Origin of the sequence: Phenylobacterium sp., from assembly GCF_041920015.1 — a bacterium.
GTDB lineage: Bacteria > Pseudomonadota > Alphaproteobacteria > Caulobacterales > Caulobacteraceae > Phenylobacterium.
On sequence record NZ_JAYRST010000068.1, the window covers coordinates 1 to 16,454 of the forward strand.

17 protein-coding genes are annotated in these 16,454 nt (G+C 69.2%); 7 read left to right on the top strand and 10 right to left on the bottom strand.

Translation table 11 applies throughout. The features are described 5' to 3' along the window. Positions 1-118: 118 nt before the first annotated feature. Both ACE3TL_RS13080 and ACE3TL_RS13085 read right to left on the bottom strand, forming a co-directional pair. Positions 119-397, bottom strand: coding sequence for a hypothetical protein (locus ACE3TL_RS13080; RefSeq protein WP_374579124.1), 279 nt, complete (start codon positions 395-397; stop codon positions 119-121). A 14-nt stretch (positions 398-411) separates the two neighbouring features. Next, positions 412-3,534 carry an autotransporter domain-containing protein gene (locus ACE3TL_RS13085; protein ID WP_374579125.1) on the bottom strand — a complete coding sequence of 1,041 codons (3,123 nt, stop codon included), beginning with the start codon at positions 3,532-3,534 and terminating at the stop codon, positions 412-414. Positions 3,535-3,705: 171 nt separating this feature from the next. Here ACE3TL_RS13085 and ACE3TL_RS13090 point away from each other — a divergent pair, with 171 nt between their 5' ends. Together ACE3TL_RS13090 and ACE3TL_RS13095 are read left to right on the top strand one after the other, a co-directional pair. Further along, complete coding sequence (locus ACE3TL_RS13090; protein WP_374579126.1) at positions 3,706-4,047, top strand: helix-turn-helix domain-containing protein; 342 nt, start codon at positions 3,706-3,708, stop codon at positions 4,045-4,047. A gap of 14 nt (positions 4,048-4,061) precedes the next feature. Further along, a complete protein-coding gene (locus ACE3TL_RS13095; protein ID WP_374579127.1) occupies positions 4,062-5,366 on the top strand; it encodes a hypothetical protein in 1,305 nt (434 codons plus the stop codon). Here the strand turns inward: ACE3TL_RS13095 and ACE3TL_RS13100 are convergent. Both ACE3TL_RS13100 and ACE3TL_RS13105 read right to left on the bottom strand, forming a co-directional pair. After that, positions 5,363-5,707, bottom strand: coding sequence for a P-II family nitrogen regulator (locus tag ACE3TL_RS13100; RefSeq protein WP_374579128.1), 345 nt, complete (start codon positions 5,705-5,707; stop codon positions 5,363-5,365). The two genes, ACE3TL_RS13095 and ACE3TL_RS13100, sit on opposite strands and share 4 nt — an antisense overlap. A gap of 47 nt (positions 5,708-5,754) precedes the next feature. Next, entirely contained in the window at positions 5,755-6,507 is a 753-nt protein-coding gene (locus tag ACE3TL_RS13105) for a class I SAM-dependent methyltransferase (RefSeq protein ID WP_374579129.1), read from the bottom strand. Positions 6,508-6,596: 89 nt separating this feature from the next. On the opposite strand from ACE3TL_RS13105, the gene gloB reads away from it, so the two are divergent. Together gloB and ACE3TL_RS13115 are read left to right on the top strand one after the other, a co-directional pair. Further along, on the top strand, positions 6,597-7,361 hold the full coding sequence (gene gloB / locus ACE3TL_RS13110) for a hydroxyacylglutathione hydrolase (protein ID WP_374579130.1): 765 nt from the start codon (positions 6,597-6,599) through the stop codon (positions 7,359-7,361). A gap of 10 nt (positions 7,362-7,371) precedes the next feature. Next, entirely contained in the window at positions 7,372-9,003 is a 1,632-nt protein-coding gene (locus ACE3TL_RS13115; protein WP_374579131.1) for a Na+/H+ antiporter, read from the top strand. A gap of 3 nt (positions 9,004-9,006) precedes the next feature. On the opposite strand, the gene ACE3TL_RS13120 is transcribed toward ACE3TL_RS13115, so the two are convergent. From ACE3TL_RS13120 to ACE3TL_RS13130, 3 genes are read right to left on the bottom strand one after another with little or no spacing between them, the layout of a single operon-like run. After that, the gene (locus tag ACE3TL_RS13120) at positions 9,007-9,699 is read right to left on the bottom strand and encodes a TPM domain-containing protein (protein WP_374579132.1); all 693 of its coding nucleotides are present in this window, start codon (positions 9,697-9,699) and stop codon (positions 9,007-9,009) included. Position 9,700: 1 nt separating this feature from the next. Beyond that, complete coding sequence (locus ACE3TL_RS13125) at positions 9,701-10,507, bottom strand: YgcG family protein (RefSeq protein WP_374579133.1); 807 nt, start codon at positions 10,505-10,507, stop codon at positions 9,701-9,703. Next, positions 10,504-11,172: a LemA family protein gene (locus ACE3TL_RS13130; protein WP_374579134.1), complete on the bottom strand. Its 669-nt coding sequence runs from the start codon at positions 11,170-11,172 to the stop codon at positions 10,504-10,506. The genes ACE3TL_RS13125 and ACE3TL_RS13130 overlap by 4 nt, the downstream gene beginning before the upstream one ends. A 208-nt stretch (positions 11,173-11,380) precedes the next feature. Here ACE3TL_RS13130 and ACE3TL_RS13135 point away from each other — a divergent pair, with 208 nt between their 5' ends. Continuing rightward, entirely contained in the window at positions 11,381-12,187 is an 807-nt protein-coding gene (locus tag ACE3TL_RS13135) for a LytTR family DNA-binding domain-containing protein (RefSeq protein WP_374579135.1), read from the top strand. Between the two features lie 98 nt (positions 12,188-12,285). Here the strand turns inward: ACE3TL_RS13135 and ACE3TL_RS13140 are convergent, their stop codons facing one another. Further along, the gene (locus ACE3TL_RS13140) at positions 12,286-12,648 is read right to left on the bottom strand and encodes an STAS/SEC14 domain-containing protein (RefSeq protein ID WP_374579136.1); all 363 of its coding nucleotides are present in this window, start codon (positions 12,646-12,648) and stop codon (positions 12,286-12,288) included. A gap of 161 nt (positions 12,649-12,809) precedes the next feature. Between ACE3TL_RS13140 and ACE3TL_RS13145 the strand changes: the two genes are divergently transcribed. Beyond that, entirely contained in the window at positions 12,810-13,823 is a 1,014-nt protein-coding gene (locus tag ACE3TL_RS13145; RefSeq protein ID WP_374579137.1) for an RluA family pseudouridine synthase, read from the top strand. 216 nt (positions 13,824-14,039) lie between these two features. After that, positions 14,040-14,927, top strand: a complete 888-nt coding sequence (gene rpoH, locus ACE3TL_RS13150) for an RNA polymerase sigma factor RpoH (RefSeq protein ID WP_374579138.1) — start codon at positions 14,040-14,042, stop codon at positions 14,925-14,927. A 65-nt stretch (positions 14,928-14,992) separates the two neighbouring features. Here the strand turns inward: rpoH and ACE3TL_RS13155 are convergent, their stop codons facing one another. Both ACE3TL_RS13155 and ACE3TL_RS13160 read right to left on the bottom strand, forming a co-directional pair. Beyond that, complete coding sequence (locus tag ACE3TL_RS13155; protein ID WP_374579139.1) at positions 14,993-15,808, bottom strand: PleD family two-component system response regulator; 816 nt, start codon at positions 15,806-15,808, stop codon at positions 14,993-14,995. A gap of 82 nt (positions 15,809-15,890) precedes the next feature. Continuing rightward, the coding region (locus tag ACE3TL_RS13160) for an adenylosuccinate synthetase (protein ID WP_374579140.1) at positions 15,891-16,454 on the bottom strand (564 nt) is incomplete at its 5' end.

Below are 16,454 nucleotides of genomic sequence, written 5' to 3' on the forward strand. Positions count from 1 at the left end.
TACGCGAAGCTGTTGACGGCAAAAGCGCTGGACGGCCGAAAGGCGGAGCCGGCGTCTCCAGGGTCGCCGGCTCCGCCTCCGGGGCCTCTTCGAACGGCGGCTGGGGGACAGGCCGCCTTTAGGAGAGCCACTTGGGCTGCGGGCGTCCGGCCGCAGCCATCAGGCTGAGGAGCGCCAGGCTCCCTTCGAAGAGGCAGAAGCCGGCCACGAGGACGACCGGCGTCTCCACGAGCGCCCGGGGGTCGATCACCACCAGGCCCATCCCGAGCGCCAAGCACGACACCGCTCCGGCCAGGGCGGCCCAGGACCGCCACAGCGGCGGGCGGCCATAGGTTCGGCGGGCCAGGCTGACCAGCACCGCGCCTATCGCCAGAAGCGCTCCCGCCAGGATCGTCATCGCACCAGGCTCCATCAGAACACGAAGCGGACCACCACCCGGCCGTCATAGGCCTCGTAGTCGTCGCGGAACTCCCCGCCACCCTCGACGGCGAAGTCGAAGAACTCCCCCTGCCCGCGCAGCGCCAGGCGCAGCACCGGCCCGCCGCCCGAGAGGTTCGGCGCGGCCAGGCTGAAGGCGGGACCTCCGGCGACGAAGCGGGCGGTCGTGACGTCCACTCCGTCGCCGGCTGCCTGACGCCATCCGGCGGTCAGCTCGGGAACCCAGACAAAGGCGCTCTCCTCGCCGAAGCGAGCTCCCAGGGTGAGACCCGCGAAGGCGCTGAGCTGATTGCTCGAACGCTCGTCGATCGACAGGTCCATGGCCTCGCCGCCGCCGGTTTCGGTGCGCCCGTCCTCCTTCAGCATGAAGTAGTCGGCGCTGGCCTGCGGCTTGACGAAGAAGCGGCCGAACTGGGCGAGATAGGACAGGCCGGCGTGGGCGGCGAAGGTCACGCCGCTCCAGTCCGACTTCGCCGACTTGTTGAGGCCCATGGTCGGATCGGAGAGGGTGCGGGTGCTCTTCAGCGTCGCGTAGCCGCCGTTCAGCCCCAGGTTGGCGGTGAGGCCTCCGACGCTGTCGCGCCAGTAGACGCCGGCCGAGAACACCTGGCCGCCCAGCGTTTCCGCCGCCGAGGCGAAGGCGTCGTCGACATTGACGTTCACGAAACTGGTCGACAGGCCAAGCGTGCCCAGGCCGTCGAACGGCGCCTCGACCCCGGCCGCCAGGCCAAAGCCGTTGGCGTCATAGTTGGTCGTCCGGTCGACGTCGCGTTTCACCAGCAGCGCGATCTCCTGGGTCCAGACCCGCGGGCCCTCGCTGGAGAGCTGGCCGTCGGTCTCGTCGATGGCGCGGTTGGTGGCGTCGGACGCCGCGGCGAGCGTATGGAACAGGCTGCCGGTGAAGTCGGGCAGGAATTGATCGTACAGCTTGGCGAAACTGCTCTCGTCGGTCTTGCCCAGCAGGGCGTCGCGCACCGTCGCATCGCGGTCGAAATTGGCGAACACCGCATCATAGGCGGCCGCCTCGGCTGCGTTCATGCCCGCCTCGGCCGCCGTGCGCCGCCGCACGTCCGCCAACACCGAATTGTTGGCGCCGTCGATACGCAGTTCGGCCTTGTAGAGCCAGGGGGTGTCGCTCAGCAGGCTGTCGTCCAGCGTTCCGGTGGTCAGCGCTCCGGCCTTGATCAGGGTGAAGCTGGCCGATTCGCTGAGCTTGGAGGCGAAACGCAGGCCAAGCTTGGAGCCGGTGGCCAGATCGGCCGCGCCGGCCACGTCCAGCAGGGTCGACTTGCCGGCCGCCGGGTCGGCGGTCAGCACCAGTTCGCCCGTCACGCCGAGGGTCAGGGAGGTCAGGTTGACCGTGTCGGCGTTGGTCGCCGTCAGACGGCCCTTGGCGATGTTCACCGTGAGGCCGCCGCCGGCGTCGCTCAAGGCGCCGGTCAGCTTGGCGTCGCCGTCGATCACCAGGGTGTCGTCTCCGGCCCCGAAGGCCACCGCCCCGTTCAGGACCCCGGCCAGCAACTCCAGCCGCGACGGGCCGGAACCGAACAGCACGTCGCCGGTGATGGTGGGCGTGATCGAACTGGAGCTGTTGGCGCTCTGGCGCACCGTCGCGCCGCTGGTGTTGGCCCGCAGGTCGATCGCCACGCCGCGGCCGGTCACCGTCTGGGTGGTGTCGGTCGTGGCCACGGTGGCGCTGATCTTGTTGATGTTCTCGATCAGGCCGAGCGAACCGGAGGCGTCGAGAATCGCGGTCGCGGTTCCCTTGGCGCCGTTGATGCTGGCCGAGATCTCGCCCGAGTTGCCGAGGTATCCGACCGAAGCGCCGCCATCGATCTGCACGGCCCGCACGTCCACCGCATCCACGGCCGTCGACGAGGCGCGGATGGCGCCCCCATCGACCCGGATCGTGGGCGTACCTGCGCCCGCGCCCAGCCGCAGGCCCGTCGCGTCCGCCTTGACCGCGGCGGCGGTGATCGCGCCGGCGACGCGCACGCCCCCGTCGACCGTCGCCTTGCCGCCCAGGCCGCCGAGCTGGATGGCGGTGGCGTCCACGCCGTCATACAGGCCGAGGCTCTGCACGTTGCCCTTGATGTCGACGCCATAAGCGCCCGCGCCGACGCCCAGCCGCACATCGCGGCTGTCAGACCCGACCAGGATCGCCGGCGCCGAGCCGAACGAGGTCACCGTGCCGGTCGTTTCCTGGGCGTCCGCAACGCCGTCGCCATCCTCGTCCGCGTTGTCCGGATCGAGGTCGGCGGGCGGGGCGTCGACCACCAGTCCGCCATAGACGTCGCCGCGCACCCGCACGGCCGGACCGCCGGTGAGCAGGTCATCGGCGTCGAGCTTCTCGACCGCCCCGTCGGCAGGCCGGGTCGTGTAGCGGAAGCCGGTCGTCGAGACCGCGCCCCCGATCACCAGCTTGCCGCCCACGTTGTCGTCGGTCGCCACGGCGACCGCGCCCTCGCCGATAGCGCTGACGGTCGAACGGACTGCGACGTCGCCGCCGACCGTTCCGGCCGTATGGACGCCGTACGAGCGGTCGCCGACCACCGTGAACGCGCCGGAGGTGCTCACCGAACCGTCGATCGCCGTCTCCACCGAGATCGCAGCGGAATCATTGCCTTCGATATTGATCGAGCCGGCCGACTGCGTGATCGAGCCGTGGAAGGCGCCCGGTCCGGTCACACGGACGCCGAACCGGCCCGAGCCGGTCGCGAACGACCCGTCCAGGTCGCCGTCGCCATCGGCGTCCTTGGCCTCGGCGCTTTCGTCGATGGTGATGGAGCCGGCGTTCTTCACTTCGCCGGTCATGCCGCCCAGCACAAGGATGCCGGTCGCGTTGTCCGCGTCGCGAATGGCGATCTCGCCTTCATTGGCGACGCTGTTGTCGCTGTTCAGGGTGACCGCGGCGCCGCCAGTCGGCTTCACCGATCCGGCGCTGGTGATCTTGACGTCGTCTCGCGCGCCGCTCGCGGCGCTCGCCGTGGCGACCGGCGTGGTCACGGCGGTCGAGATGGCGGTTTCAGCCTGGGCCGCGCCCGCCATCAAACAGATGGGCGACGCCGCGGCGAACAGGAGATGGCGAAGGCGCATGATCACTCCAGACGGGCCTCACGACGTGGCGTTCGCCACAGACCCATGGGATAAGAACGACGAGGCGTTACGCGTCTCGTATAAATACGTTTCGTAACTACTGTACATTTACCGGTCAAGTGCGCAGGATGCGCCAGCGGCCTGTTTCGCCGCGCGAGAAGGAGTTGAGATATGCCAAGAGCCGCAGTCGATCCTGCGCGCGCGGCGGCGACCAAGAGTCTGCGCCAGGAAGCCGGACGCTGGCTGAAGGCCGGGCGCGAAGCCGCCGGTCTCACCCAGGCCGAACTGGCCGAACGGGTCGGCTTGCGCTACTACACCTTCGTCTCGCAGGTAGAGAGCGGCCTGGGCCGGGTTCCGATCGAGACGCAAGGCGCCTGGGCGGAGGCGATCGGCATCGTTCCTGCCGAATTCGCCCGTACCTTGCTGCGCTACTACGAGCCTGAGCTGTACAGGCTGTTGTTCGGGGACGCCGCCGAGGATGCGCCGAAGGCGCGGGCGGCCGGCAGGGGCTGAGGACCACCGTCGCAATGTCGAACGTCATCGCGTTTGCACCACGGCTGAACGCCGGGGGAGGATGGACCGCCGCCGAGCGCGCACGGCTGTCCGAACTCGCCGACCGGCTGGCGGCGGACGGGGTGAAGGTCGAGATCGTCTATGGCGTCACCGACGAGGGCGATCCCTGGTGCGTGATCAAGGACGACCAGGAAGAAGTCCTGATTCACGTGGCGCGCATCGACGGCCAGTTCGTGGTGCACGACGCCTCGGCCGACACGATCCAGGAGGGCGAGACCCTCTGGTCGGCCTGCGACCGCCTGCTGGGCGGCGACTGGCGCGAGCCGCGCGAGGACGTGGTGGTCTCGCTCAGCGCGCGGCAGGTCCAGACCTTCATCGCCCTGGTGGCGGCGGCGAGCTTCATCTACGCCGTGGACGACGCCGAGGCCGCGGTCGAACCGGCCCCCGCGCAGCAAACGCCCGACACCGATTCCGCGGCGGTCGCGGCGGCGTCGGCCTCCGCCAGCGAAGAGCAACGGCCGGAGCTCGCCGCGCCGGAAGAACGCGCGCCGGATCACCTCGTCCAGGGCTCCTCCGGCGAACCGAACGATCAGACGCCCGCGCCGATCCAGCCTTCTGCACAGGACGAGCCTTCGGTCGAGGTCCGCACCGCCAGCGAGCCGGCGCCCGATGCAACACCTGCTGCCACAACGTCGGGGACCGAAACCGTCGCCTCCGCCCGCAGCGGCGGCGAGACCCTCCACGGGAGCGACGGCGACGACACGATCCACGGCGGCGGCGGGAACGACAGCCTGCAGGGCGGCGCCGGATCGGACCATCTCTACGGCGGGGCCGGCGACGACACCCTGGACGGCGGAACCGCGCCCGAAGGCGGCTTCGATCATCTCGACGGCGGCGAAGGAAACGACCAGCTCATGCTGTCCGGTTCGACCATCGCCGCCGGCGGCAAGGGCGCCGATCTCTTCGTGCTGAAGGGTCACGCCATGCCGGACGGCCTGCTGGGCGTCATCATGGACTTTTCGCTGCGCGAGGGCGACCGCGTCGTCTTCCACGGCAAGGACATCGCCGTGACCTCGCGCACGGCGCAAGCCGACGTGTTCAGCGCCGAAAGCTTCGCCACGGCCGGCCAACGCCCGGCGCCGGGCGAGCGGGTCGGCGTCGACCTGGACGGCGACGGACGCGAGGACGGCCATCTGATGTTCGTCGCCGGCTACGGCAGGCCGCCTCTCGAACCGCCGCAGCATATCGAGGCCGAACAGGCGATCCAGTTGACCGGCGTCTCACACGTCGAGACCGACGGCGACGGACCGCTGGCTTAGCCGGCGATGGCGGCGGCGTCGCGGTCGCCGGTGCGGATGCGCAGCGCCTGTTCCAGGTCGAGCACGAAGACCTTGCCATCGCCGATCTTGCCGCTGTTGGCGGTGCGGGCCACCGCCTCCACCACCGCATTGGCGATGTCCGAAGGCACGGCGATCTCCAGCTTCACCTTCGGCAGCAGCTTCACCTCGTATTCGGCGCCGCGATAGACTTCGGTCTTGCCGCGCTGGCGCCCGTAGCCGCGGACCTCAGTGACGGTCAGGCCCGAGGCGCCCGCCTCGGTCACCGCTTCGAGGACCGCGTCGAGCCGGCTCGGCTTGATCACCGCGACGATCATCTTCATGGCGTTCCTCCCAAGACTCGCCCTTCAGGCCAGGGGCAGCCGCTTGTCTATCGCGGCTCGGGCGTCCGCGAAACCGGGGTGCGATTGACGGGAACCGGCGCCAGGCCCGGCCGGGGCGCCGCAGCCCGCACCCGCGCCGGACGCGCCTTGATCGCAAAGCTCTCCTTCACCGCCTCCGTCAGGACCAGGCCCGCAAAGCCCGGCCACAGGCGCGAACCGGCCTGCTCGAACCCTTCGGCCCAGTTCGCCAGCCAGCTTACCGGAGGTACGTAGAGCGCGCGCGTCCAACCCGTCGGCTCCAGCCCGGCTTCGCGCAGCAGGTCGGCGAGCTGGCTGCGGGTATAGGGCCGGCCATGGCCGAAGGGCGTCCGTTCGGCGTTGGCCCACAGGCCGTTGCGGGCCGCGGTCACCACCACCACCCGGCCGGTCGGCGAAAGCACCCGCCAGACCTCGCGCAGCAAACGGACCGGATCGGGGCTTTCCTCCAGGGCGTGGACCGCGAGAATCCGGTCGAAGAACGCGTTTTGAAACGGCAGCCCGTCCTCTTCGGCCAAGCAGACCAGGTTGCGGCGCTCGGCGGGCCACAGCTCCACACCCTGCTGGGCCGGCATGGCCGCGACCACCCGGCGCGCGGACGCCGTCAGGGCGCCCAGGAGCGGCGTGGCGTAGCCGAGGCCCAGCACGTCGAGGTCGCGCGCGTCGCCCCAGGTCTCCAGCACCTTGCGCGACACCATCTCGCGCGCCGCGCGCCCCAATGGCGTGGCGTAGAACTGTCGAAGTTCGAGGACGTCGCGACGCATGACAGGCTTATTCTCGACTTGAGCCTCTGCGGACCCTAAATCGCGATAGGGCGGATACGAAGCTCGGACACTCAGGCCAGGAGATACCCATGTCGATCACCGTCCACCAGTTTCCTTGCCTTTCCGACAATTACGGCTTCCTGGTCCGCGACGACGCCACTGGCCTCGCCGCCTGTATCGACACGCCCGACGCCAAGGTGATCCTGGCCGAACTGGAAAAGCTCGGCTGGAAACTGGCCTTGGTCCTCAACACCCACTGGCACGCCGATCACGCCGGCGGCAACGCCGACATCGCCGCGGCCACCGGCGCCACCGTCGTCGGCCCCCAGGAGGTGGAGCGGATCGGCCAGGCGCCGGACCGCGTGGTGGCCGGCGGCGACGTCGTCACCCTGGGCGAGACCCGTTTCGAGGTGATCGAGAGCGGCGGCCATACCCTGGGCCACGTCGCTTATTTCGACGCCGCCGATCATGTAGCCTTCGTCGGCGACACCCTGTTCGCCCTCGGTTGTGGACGGATGTTCGAAGGCACGCCCGAGCAGATGTGGGCCAGCCTGCAACGCCTGGCCGCCTTGCCGGACGACACGCGCGTCTACTGCGCCCACGAATACACCGCCTCCAACGCCCGCTTCGCCCTGTCGGTGGACGACGATCCCGCGCTGAAGGCCCGCGCCGAGGACATCTTCGCCGCGCGCGAGCGGGGCGAATGGACCGTGCCCACCACCATCGGCCTGGAGAAGGCGACCAACCCGTTCCTGCGCGCGCCGCGCCTGGCCGGGCGGCTCGGCCTGACAGGCGCGGCCGACCATGAGGCCTTCGCCGCGGTTCGCGCCGCCAAGGACGGCTTCAAGGGTTAGGCCAGGTTCCTTGAGCACCATCACCACCGTTCTCATCCTGCTGCTGGCGGTCGTGCTCAGCGGCACCCTGGCCAAGGCGATCCGCCTGCCCCTGCCCCTGGTCCAGATCGGCCTGGGGGCGGTCATCGCCCTGTCGGTCATCCCGACGGTCGATCTGCAGCCGTCGATCTTCTTCCTGCTGTTCCTGCCGCCGCTCCTATTCCTCGACGGCTGGCGCATTCCCAAGGACGACCTCTTCCGCGACCGCGGCACGGTGCTGGCCTTGGCGCTCGGCCTGGTAGTGTTCACCGTGGTCGGGGTGGGACTGCTGATCCACTGGATGATCCCGGCCATGCCGCTGGCGGTGGCCTTCGCCCTGGCTGCGGTGGTCTCGCCTACCGACCCGATCGCCGTCTCGGCCATCGCCTCGCGCGCGCCGATCCCCAAGCGGATGATGCACATCCTCGAGGGGGAGTCGCTGCTGAACGACGCCTCGGGCCTGGTCTGCATGCGCTTTGCCGTCGCCGCCGCGGTGACCGGCGCCTTCTCGCTGCACGACGCAGTGGGCGCCTTCGTCTGGGTGTCGCTGGGGGGCCTGGCCATCGGGATCGGCGTCACCTGGACCGTCAACAACGCCAAGAACATCATCAGCCGCCGGTTCGGCGAGGACGTCAGCGCCCAGATCCTCATCAGCGTGCTGATCCCGTTCGGCGCCTATCTGCTGGCTGAGGAACTGCACTGTTCGGGCATCCTCGCCGCCGTCGCCGCCGGCGTCACCATGAGCTTCGGCGAGCAGGCCGGCCAGGCCCTCGCCTTGACCCGGGTGCGCCGCTCGGCGGTCTGGGACACCATCCAGTTCACCCTCAACGGCGTGATCTTCGTGCTGCTGGGCGAGCAGATGCCCAGCATCCTGGCCCGCGCCGCCGAGAACGTGCGCTATACGGGCCACCAGGAGCCCTGGTGGTTGGCGGTCTATGTCCTGGCTATTTCCGCGGCCCTGGCGCTACTGCGGTTCATCTGGGTGCTGGCCTCTTTGCGCCTCACCCTCTTCCGCGCCACTCGCAAGGGCCAGACCCAGCCGGTGATGAGCTGGCGGCTGGTGGCGGCCATGTCGTTCGCCGGCGTGCGCGGCGCCATCACCCTGGCCGGCGTGCTGACCTTTCCCTTCGCCCTGGCCGACGGCAGCGCCTTCCCGGCGCGCAACCTTTCGATCTTCCTGGCCGCCGGGGTGATCATCGTCTCCTTGGTCGCCGCCAGCATCGCCCTCCCGCGTCTGCTGAAGGGCCTGGAACTGCCGCCCGAGCCGTCGAAGCAGCACGCCGTCGACACCGCCCGCGTCGCCGCCGCCGAGGCCGCCATCCGCGCCATCGAACAGACCCAGCACGACCTGGCCGAGGGCCGCTCCGACGCCGACCTCTATACCGAAGCCTCGGCGCGGGTGATGGAGCTCTACCGCCTGCGCATCGACCGACGCGAGCAGGAGCCCGAGGCCCAGGCCCTCAACCAGCGCCTCGATCAGATCGAGCGGCAGTTGCGGCTGGCCGGCCTGCGGGCCGAGCGCGACGCCGTCTTCCGCCTGGCCCGCATCCGCCAGATCGACGACGAATCGGCCCGAAAGCTGATCCGCGAGATCGACCTGCTGGAAGCGCGCTACGCGGTGTAGGCGCTATTCGAGCACCACCACCGCGTCCGACAGCTCGTTCGGGTTGTCCCCTTCGCGCGGCGGGAAATGCTCGGCCAGGATCGCCCCGCACAGGCTGATGGCGTCCTCGAAGCCGTCGGCCGGCCGCCCGGCGCGGACGCCGTCGATCAACCGCGCCATCGCGCCGTCCCAGGCGGAGTTCTGCACCTTGGCGGAAATGCCCTCGTCGGCGATCAACTCGGCCATGTGCTCCTTGGCCGAGACATAGATCAGCACGCCGGTCCGCTCGCGGGTCGCCTGTAGGTTCTTGGCCAGGAACTGCTCCTGGGCCCGGCGGCGCACGCGCTCGCGCTTCAGGCCGCGCGGGGTCATGAACCGGCGGATCGGCGGGATCGCCACAAGGATCGCCACCGCCACGAACAGCACGCATTGCAGCAGGATCGTCCCGCTCAAGGCCGCGCGCGCCGCGCCCTCCGCGGCGCTAGTCATCTGCGCCGCGGTCCAGCCGCCGCCGAAATCGTCGGGCGCGGTGACGTGGATGCCCGCCGCAAGCAACACGGCCGGCGCGCCCAGGGCCGCGATCACGCCCCAGGCCAATGGCGTCTCGCGGTAGTCGGACGACTCGCCCGCCACCACGCAGTAGATCTCGCCGGTCGTGCCCGCCTCGGCCGCCTTGATCGCAGCTTCGATGCGCGCCCTGTCCGATTGCGTCAGCATCTCACCAGCTCCCCGAGGCCCCACCGCCGCCGCCCGAACCACCGCCGCCGCTGAAGCCCCCGCCGCCGAAGCCGCCGCCTCCGAATCCTCCGCCGCCCCCGCTCCAACCGCCGCCGCCACGGCCGCTGCTGTTGCTCAGGATCAGCGGCAGCAGCCACCAGAGCCCGCCACGCCGCCGGCGGCCGAAGCCGCCCAGCACGCCGCTCAGCAGCCAGAACACGATGAAGATGACGAGGATCGTCGCCGGTCCGATCTCGCCGCCGCTGCTGCGGGCCTTCTGGGCCTGGGCCGCCGCGGCCGCCTTGGCCTGGTCGTCGGGCAGGGACAGTTGCTGGACGATCGCCCGCGTGCCGTCGACCACCCCCTGCTCCATGTCGCCCTGTTTGAAGGCCGGGATGATCGTGCGGTTGATGATCAGGCTGGAGAGCGCATCGGTCAGCACCGGCTCCAGCCCATAGCCCACCTCGATCCGCACCTTCCGCTCGGCCGGGGCGACGATCAAGATGACGCCGTCGTCGCGTTCCTTGTCGCCGACGCCCCAGGCGCGCAGGAGCTGGTAGCCGTAGTCCTCGATCTCGTAGCCCTGCAGATCGGGCAGTGTCGCGACCACCAGTTGACGGCCGGTCTGGGCCTCCAGCGTCGCCAGCTCCTGGGTCAGCTCGCCTTCGACCTGCGGCGACAGGATGCCCGCATCGTCGACCACCCGCCCAGTAAGGGGCGGGAACTTCGGCGCGGCCGCAGCCATGCCGAAACTGCAGAGCAGGACCAGGACCGCAAGGAGCCCCCGCGGTCCCGCGATCTTCATCATTGGGCGTTGGCCGCCGCAGGCGCCGCCGCCGGAGCAGCGGAGACGGACGGAGCAGGCGGCGCGCCGAAGTTCACGCTAGGCGCGCTCTGGGCCGCGGCGCTGGCCTGGAAGGTCTGCATCGGCTTGGCCCAGCGGTGCACGGTTCCGGCCCACAGCGCGCCGGGGAAGGTGCGAATCTCGGTGTTGTAGTCCTGGACCGCGGCGTTGTAGTCGCGGCGCGCGATGGAGATGCGGTTCTCTGTGCCTTCGAGCTGGCTCTGCAAGGCCATGAAGTTCTCGTTCGACTTCAGGTCCGGGTAGCGCTCCTGGATCATCATCAGCCGGCCCAGCACGCCGGAGAGCTGGTCCTGGGCCTGGGCGTATTTCTCGAACTGCGCCGGATCGGTGATGGTCGAGGCGTCGACCTTGACCTGGGTCGCCGAGGCCCGCGCCTGCGTCACCTCGGTCAGCACCTGGCGCTCCTGGGCCGCATAGCCCTTCACCGTCTCGACCAGGTTCGGAATCAGGTCGGCGCGGCGCTGGTACTGGTTCTGCACCTCGGCCCAGGCAGCCTTGGCCTTCTCGTCCTTGGTGGGGATCGTGTTGATCCCGCAGCCGGCGATCAGCAGGGGCGCCAGCACGATCAGGGCCGCGCGCGCGAAACGGTTGCGAAGAATGGTCGTCACGTGAGGGTGCTCCCGAGGCCGCCAGTCCAAGCCTGGCCGGCGCATCATTGGCCTGGGGCGCGGGCTTGCGCAATCTTCCCGCCGCGGCGGTGAAACGGAAATATCCGACGCAGCTCCAGCCGCGATGGACTTGGCCCTCACGGCCGAAGCGGTGGAAAGTCGGGCTCGGCCGCGCGGCGCGGCGGCGATGACGTGCGGGGATCGAAACGTGGCGAAAGGCGAGGCGACCGGGCCGAACGACGTCTTCTGGCGCGCGCTCCCGCTCTATGCCCTCGCCATCATCGCGCTCAACACGGTCAACGCCTTCACCGCCTTCCAGGACCGACCGTTCGAACCGCATGTCGTTCCAGCGATCGAACAGGCGACGAGCGCGGTCTGCGCCATCGCGCTTCTATGGATCGGGTGGATCGCCTTCCGTATCGCGCCGCCGGGCAGCCGGCCGCTCTGGCGTATGCTGGCGGTGCAGGGCGCGGGCCTGCTCGCCTTCGCCGCGGCCCATATCACCAGCTTCTATCTGCTGCGCGCCCTCACCTTCCGGCTGCTGGACATCCCGTTCGACTTCGACCTGGCCGACCGGTTCGTCTACGAACTGCGCAAGGACGCCCTGGGCTATTGCATCGGGGCGGCGGGTTTCTGGGCCCTGGCCAAGGCCTATGCGCCGAAGAGCATGTCGACCAATGTCCCCCTGCCGGTCACCTTCGACATACGCGATGGCGCGCGGCTGCTGCGCACGCCGGTCGCCGACATCCTGGCCGCCCGCTCGGCCGGCAACTATGTCGAGTTCATGCTGGCCGATGGCCGCAAGCCCCTGATGCGCTCGGCGCTCTCGGCGCTGGAAGGAGAACTCGCGCCGCTCGGTTTCGTGCGCACCCATCGGTCCTGGCTGGTCAACGCCGCGCGCGTCACCGAACTGCGGCCGCAGAAGTCGGGCGATTACGCGGTCATGCTCGGCGCTCTGGAAGCGCCGTTGTCGCGCCGCTTCCCCGAAGCCCTCGCCCGCCTGCGCAAGGGCTAGAGCGTGATCCGTTTCGATAGAATCGGATCACGCTCAAGAATCTTTGAATTTAGAGCATTTTCTGCGCCGAACCGGCGACCACTTCGGCGGAAAATGCTCTAGGCGCCGTCCCTGGCCCAGCGTCTCGCCGCCTCCAGGTCCTTCATGTCGAAGGTCCGCAGCTCCACCGACAGGAAGGCGGCGAAGAACCGCGCCATCAGCCCGAGCCAGCCGCCGTCGGTGACCACCGCACAGCGGCCGAAGGCGTCGAGACGCGAGAAACCGTAGCCGATGTCGCGCCACCAGAGGCTCGGCTCCATACCGCCGAAGCTGCGCACCACCTCGACGGCGTTGATCTTGGCATGGGTCTTCAGCAGCGCCTCGATGGCCTGCACCGCAGCCTCGTACTCGGTCTTGTCGATGCTTCCGTCGACGGTCAGTTCGATATAGCCGGCGTCCTCATCGGTCTTGAAGTCCAGCATGGCTGCGTTCCTTTCCGCGGCTCGAAGCTCTATCGGCGATCATAAGAACGCTTCGGCGCAGGAACCGTCCATTCCGGAGAAGCCCGCAGGCTTGACGGCGGAAGCGGGCGCTGCGCATTGCCGAAGCTTGAAACCCCAGCCGCGCCGGAGACAGCCCGCAGGTGAGCGCCGAGGACTTCGAGGACGACGACCTCGCCCCCCCCAAGGCGACCGAGGGTCAGGCGCATGTCGTGATCCTGGCCCCCGACCAGGCCGGCGGGCGGCTCGACAAGACGCTGGCCGAGCACCTGCCCGAACTGTCGCGCGGCCGCATCCAGGCGCTGATGGCCCAGGGCCTGGTCAGCCGCGACGGCGAGACGCTTTCGGACGCCTCGGCCAAGGCCAGGCCAGGCGAATACCGTATCCTGGTCCCGGCCCCGACCCCCGCCGAACCGCAGGCCGAGGCGATCCCTCTTCAAGTGCTGTTCGAGGACGATCATCTGATCGTCGTCGACAAGCCGGCGGGCATGGCCGTCCACCCGGCTCCGGGCAATGAAACCGGCACCCTGGTCAACGCCCTACTGCATCACTGCGGCGACAGCCTGTCGGGCATCGGCGGGGTCGCCCGCCCCGGCATCGTCCACCGCATCGACAAGGAAACCTCCGGCGTGATGGTGGCCGCCAAGTCCGACGCGGCGCACCAGGGGCTCTCGAAGCTGTTTGCGACCCACGATATCGACCGGGTCTATGTCGCCCTGGTCCGCGGCGCGCCGCATCCGGCGCGGGGGACCATCGAGACCCGGATCGGCCGCTCTCCTCACGACCGCAAGAAGATGGCCGTGCTGAAGAGCGGCGGACGCGAGGCGATCACGCACTATATGACCGAGCAGGTGTTCGGCGGCGGCGACAAACCGCTGGCCGCCCGCGTCGCCTGCACGCTCGAGACCGGCCGGACCCACCAGATCCGCGTGCACATGGCGTCCAAGGGGACGCCATGCCTGGGCGACCCTGTCTATGGTTCCGGCCCGCCGGCCACAGCGGTGCGCGAGGCCGTGGCTGCGGCTGGGCTGAAGCGTCAGGCGCTGCACGCCGCCGTGCTGGGGTTCATCCATCCCGTAACCGGCCAGGCTTTGCGGTTCGAAAGCCCCCTGCCCGCCGATATGGCGCAACTGCAAGCCAATCTGACAGCTTTGTAAGAAAGCTTGTGCCTCAGCCGCCTTGAAGACGCCCACTTCGGCCTGTACAAATACCTGAGTTGAGCAGTCGGATTTTCGGGCCGCCAGTTTCTCCCAAGCTGGGCCCTTACGTCCGCCGCCGCCAGTACCTATCTGAGGGATGGAGGGGGTGGACGTTCTCGCGCGCCGGTGCGCTGCGACCTGAAAGTCCGCCGCAAGAAGAAAGGGGATACGTCAATGGCCGCCAATGCGCTCGCCGTGATGTCGCCGGAAGGCGGCCTCAGCCGGTACCTCACCGAAATCCGCAAGTTCCCGATGCTCGCCAAGGACGAGGAGTTCATGCTGGCCAAGCGCTGGCGTGAGCATGAGGACCCGGAAGCCGCCCACAAGCTGGTCACCAGCCACCTGCGCCTGGTCGCCAAGATCGCCATGGGCTATCGCGGCTACGGCCTGCCGATCGGGGAAGTGATCTCCGAGGGCAATGTCGGGCTGATGCAGGCGGTGAAGAAGTTCGAGCCGGACAAGGGCTTCCGCCTGGCGACCTACGCCATGTGGTGGATTCGCGCCTCGATCCAGGAATACATTCTGCGGTCCTGGAGCCTGGTGAAGATGGGCACCACCGCCGCGCAGAAGAAGCTGTTCTTCAATCTGCGCAAGGCCAAGAGCCAGATCAGCGCCTTCCAGGACGGGGACCTGCACCCCGACCAGGTCAGCCAGATCGCCACCAAGCTGGGCGTACTGGACGAGGAAGTCATCTCGATGAACCGCCGGCTGTCGGGCCCCGACGCCTCGCTGAACGCGCCTCTGCGCGTGGACGGCGAAAGCGAGTGGCAGGACTGGCTGGAGGACGAGGGCGCGGTCAGCCAGGAAGCCTTCGTCGCCGAAACCCAGGAGCGCAGCGCGCGCATGACCCTGATGGAAGCGGCGATGAGCGAACTGTCGGACCGCGAGCGTCATATCCTGACCGAGCGGCGCCTGAAGGACGACCCGACGACCCTGGAGGAACTGGCCGCCGAATACGGCGTCAGCCGCGAACGCGTCCGCCAGATCGAGGTGCGGGCCTTCGAGAAGCTGCAGAAGGCGGTCACCGCCGCGGCGCGGGAAAAGAACCTGATCGAGGCCTGAGCCGTCGATCCGAACTGAACGTCGAGGCGTCGCGGACCTTCCGCGGCGCCTTTTCTTTTCGAAGCTCAGGCGGCCTGGTCGCGGCCGGGATCGTCCTTGGGCAGCAGGGCCAGCAGGCCCTGGGCGCGTTCGGCCATCTCGGTTGGGTTGAAGGTCTTGGCCTGGGCGATTGTCGCCAGATAGAGCTGGAAATCGGTCGCCAGCCTGGCCAGCTTGGCGTCCTTGGTCACCGCCGCGCCGCGTTGCAGCTCGATCATCTGGGCCAGCAGGGCGCGCATCGCCTGGGTCGGGTCGGTGGCGATGGCGGGAATCGCCGAACGGACGATCTTCAAGGCCTGCAGGATGCGCTCGGCGTCCGGCGTCACCGCCACGTCCGAACGGCGCTTCAACGGTCCGCTGTAGTCGCCGGAATTGAACCGCCGCCGGTCGGGGCCGACATACTGCACCGCCTCGACCCAGTCGCGCGGATGCAATGTCACCGCTTCCAACCGGCGCAGCAGCTCCTTGGTGTTGTAGGGCTTGCGCAGGAACTCGTGCACGCCGGCGTCGCGCGCGGCGATGATCGCCCCGGCCGTCGCCGTCGCCGTCACCATGATCACCGGCGCCATGCGGCACGGCGCGTCCGAGCGGCGAAGCAGGCGGGTGAATTCCACGCCGTCGACGTCCGCCCCGCCCAGCTCGACGAAGATCAACTGCGGATTGACCTGGCGCGCGGCTTCCAACCCCTTGCGGGTGCTGGTCGCGTGCCAGATCTGCACCGGCGCGATATTGCGCATCAGATCGGCCAGCAGCCGCGCGCTGGCGTTCGCCGGATCGACGATCAGCACCCGCTGCATGAGCGGAAGCATGCGTTGGATCTGTTTCAGGTCGTCGGTGAACACGGGCGGGCGCTTGGGCTCCAGGGACTCTCGGCCAAGAGTGCTCCCGACGTCCTTAAGAACGCCTTACGCCGCCCCTGCGCCGTCAATCCTGGAACGGGTCGCGCACCATGATGGTGTCGTCGCGCTGCGGGCTGGTCGAGACCATCGCCGCCGGCGCGCCGATCAGTTCTTCGACGCGGCGGACATACTTGACCGCATTGGCCGGCAGGTCCTTCCAGGAGGTGGCGCCGGCGGTGCTCTCGCTCCAGCCGTCCATCTCCTCGTAGACCGGCTCCAGGGCCGACTGCGCCTTGAGGCCCGCCGGCAGGTAGTCGAGCACTTCGCCGTTCAGCCTGTAGCCGACGCAGATCTTCAGCTTGGGCAGGCCGTCCAGCACGTCGAGCTTGGTGAGCGCGATCCCGTCGATGCCATTCAGCGCCACCGACTGGCGCACCAGCACCGCGTCGAACCAGCCGCAACGGCGGGGACGGCCGGTGACGACGCCGAATTCGCGCCCCACCGTGCCCAGGTGCTGGCCGATCTCGTCGTCGAGTTCGGTCGGGAACGGACCCTCGCCGACCCGCGTGGTGTAGGCCTTGACGATGCCGAGCACATAGCCCGTGCCCTTCGGCCCCAGGCCCGAGCCCGCCGCGGCCTGGCCGGCCAC

Bases quoted from the DNA above. Each gene is read 5' to 3' on its own strand.
- gloB (WP_374579130.1), top strand. From the start codon at position 6,597: ATGTCGATCACCGTCCACCAGTTTCCTTGCCTTTCCGACAATTACGGC.
- ACE3TL_RS13080 (WP_374579124.1), bottom strand. From the start codon at position 397: ATGACGATCCTGGCGGGAGCGCTTCTGGCGATAGGCGCGGTGCTGGTC.
- ACE3TL_RS13085 (WP_374579125.1), bottom strand. From the start codon at position 3,534: ATGCGCCTTCGCCATCTCCTGTTCGCCGCGGCGTCGCCCATCTGTTTG.
- rpoH (WP_374579138.1), top strand. From the start codon at position 14,040: ATGGCCGCCAATGCGCTCGCCGTGATGTCGCCGGAAGGCGGCCTCAGC.
- ACE3TL_RS13105 (WP_374579129.1), bottom strand. From the start codon at position 6,507: ATGCGTCGCGACGTCCTCGAACTTCGACAGTTCTACGCCACGCCATTG.
- ACE3TL_RS13120 (WP_374579132.1), bottom strand. From the start codon at position 9,699: ATGCTGACGCAATCGGACAGGGCGCGCATCGAAGCTGCGATCAAGGCG.
- ACE3TL_RS13090 (WP_374579126.1), top strand. From the start codon at position 3,706: ATGCCAAGAGCCGCAGTCGATCCTGCGCGCGCGGCGGCGACCAAGAGT.
- ACE3TL_RS13140 (WP_374579136.1), bottom strand. From the start codon at position 12,648: ATGCTGGACTTCAAGACCGATGAGGACGCCGGCTATATCGAACTGACC.
- ACE3TL_RS13100 (WP_374579128.1), bottom strand. From the start codon at position 5,707: ATGAAGATGATCGTCGCGGTGATCAAGCCGAGCCGGCTCGACGCGGTC.
- ACE3TL_RS13125 (WP_374579133.1), bottom strand. From the start codon at position 10,507: ATGATGAAGATCGCGGGACCGCGGGGGCTCCTTGCGGTCCTGGTCCTG.
- ACE3TL_RS13095 (WP_374579127.1), top strand. From the start codon at position 4,062: ATGTCGAACGTCATCGCGTTTGCACCACGGCTGAACGCCGGGGGAGGA.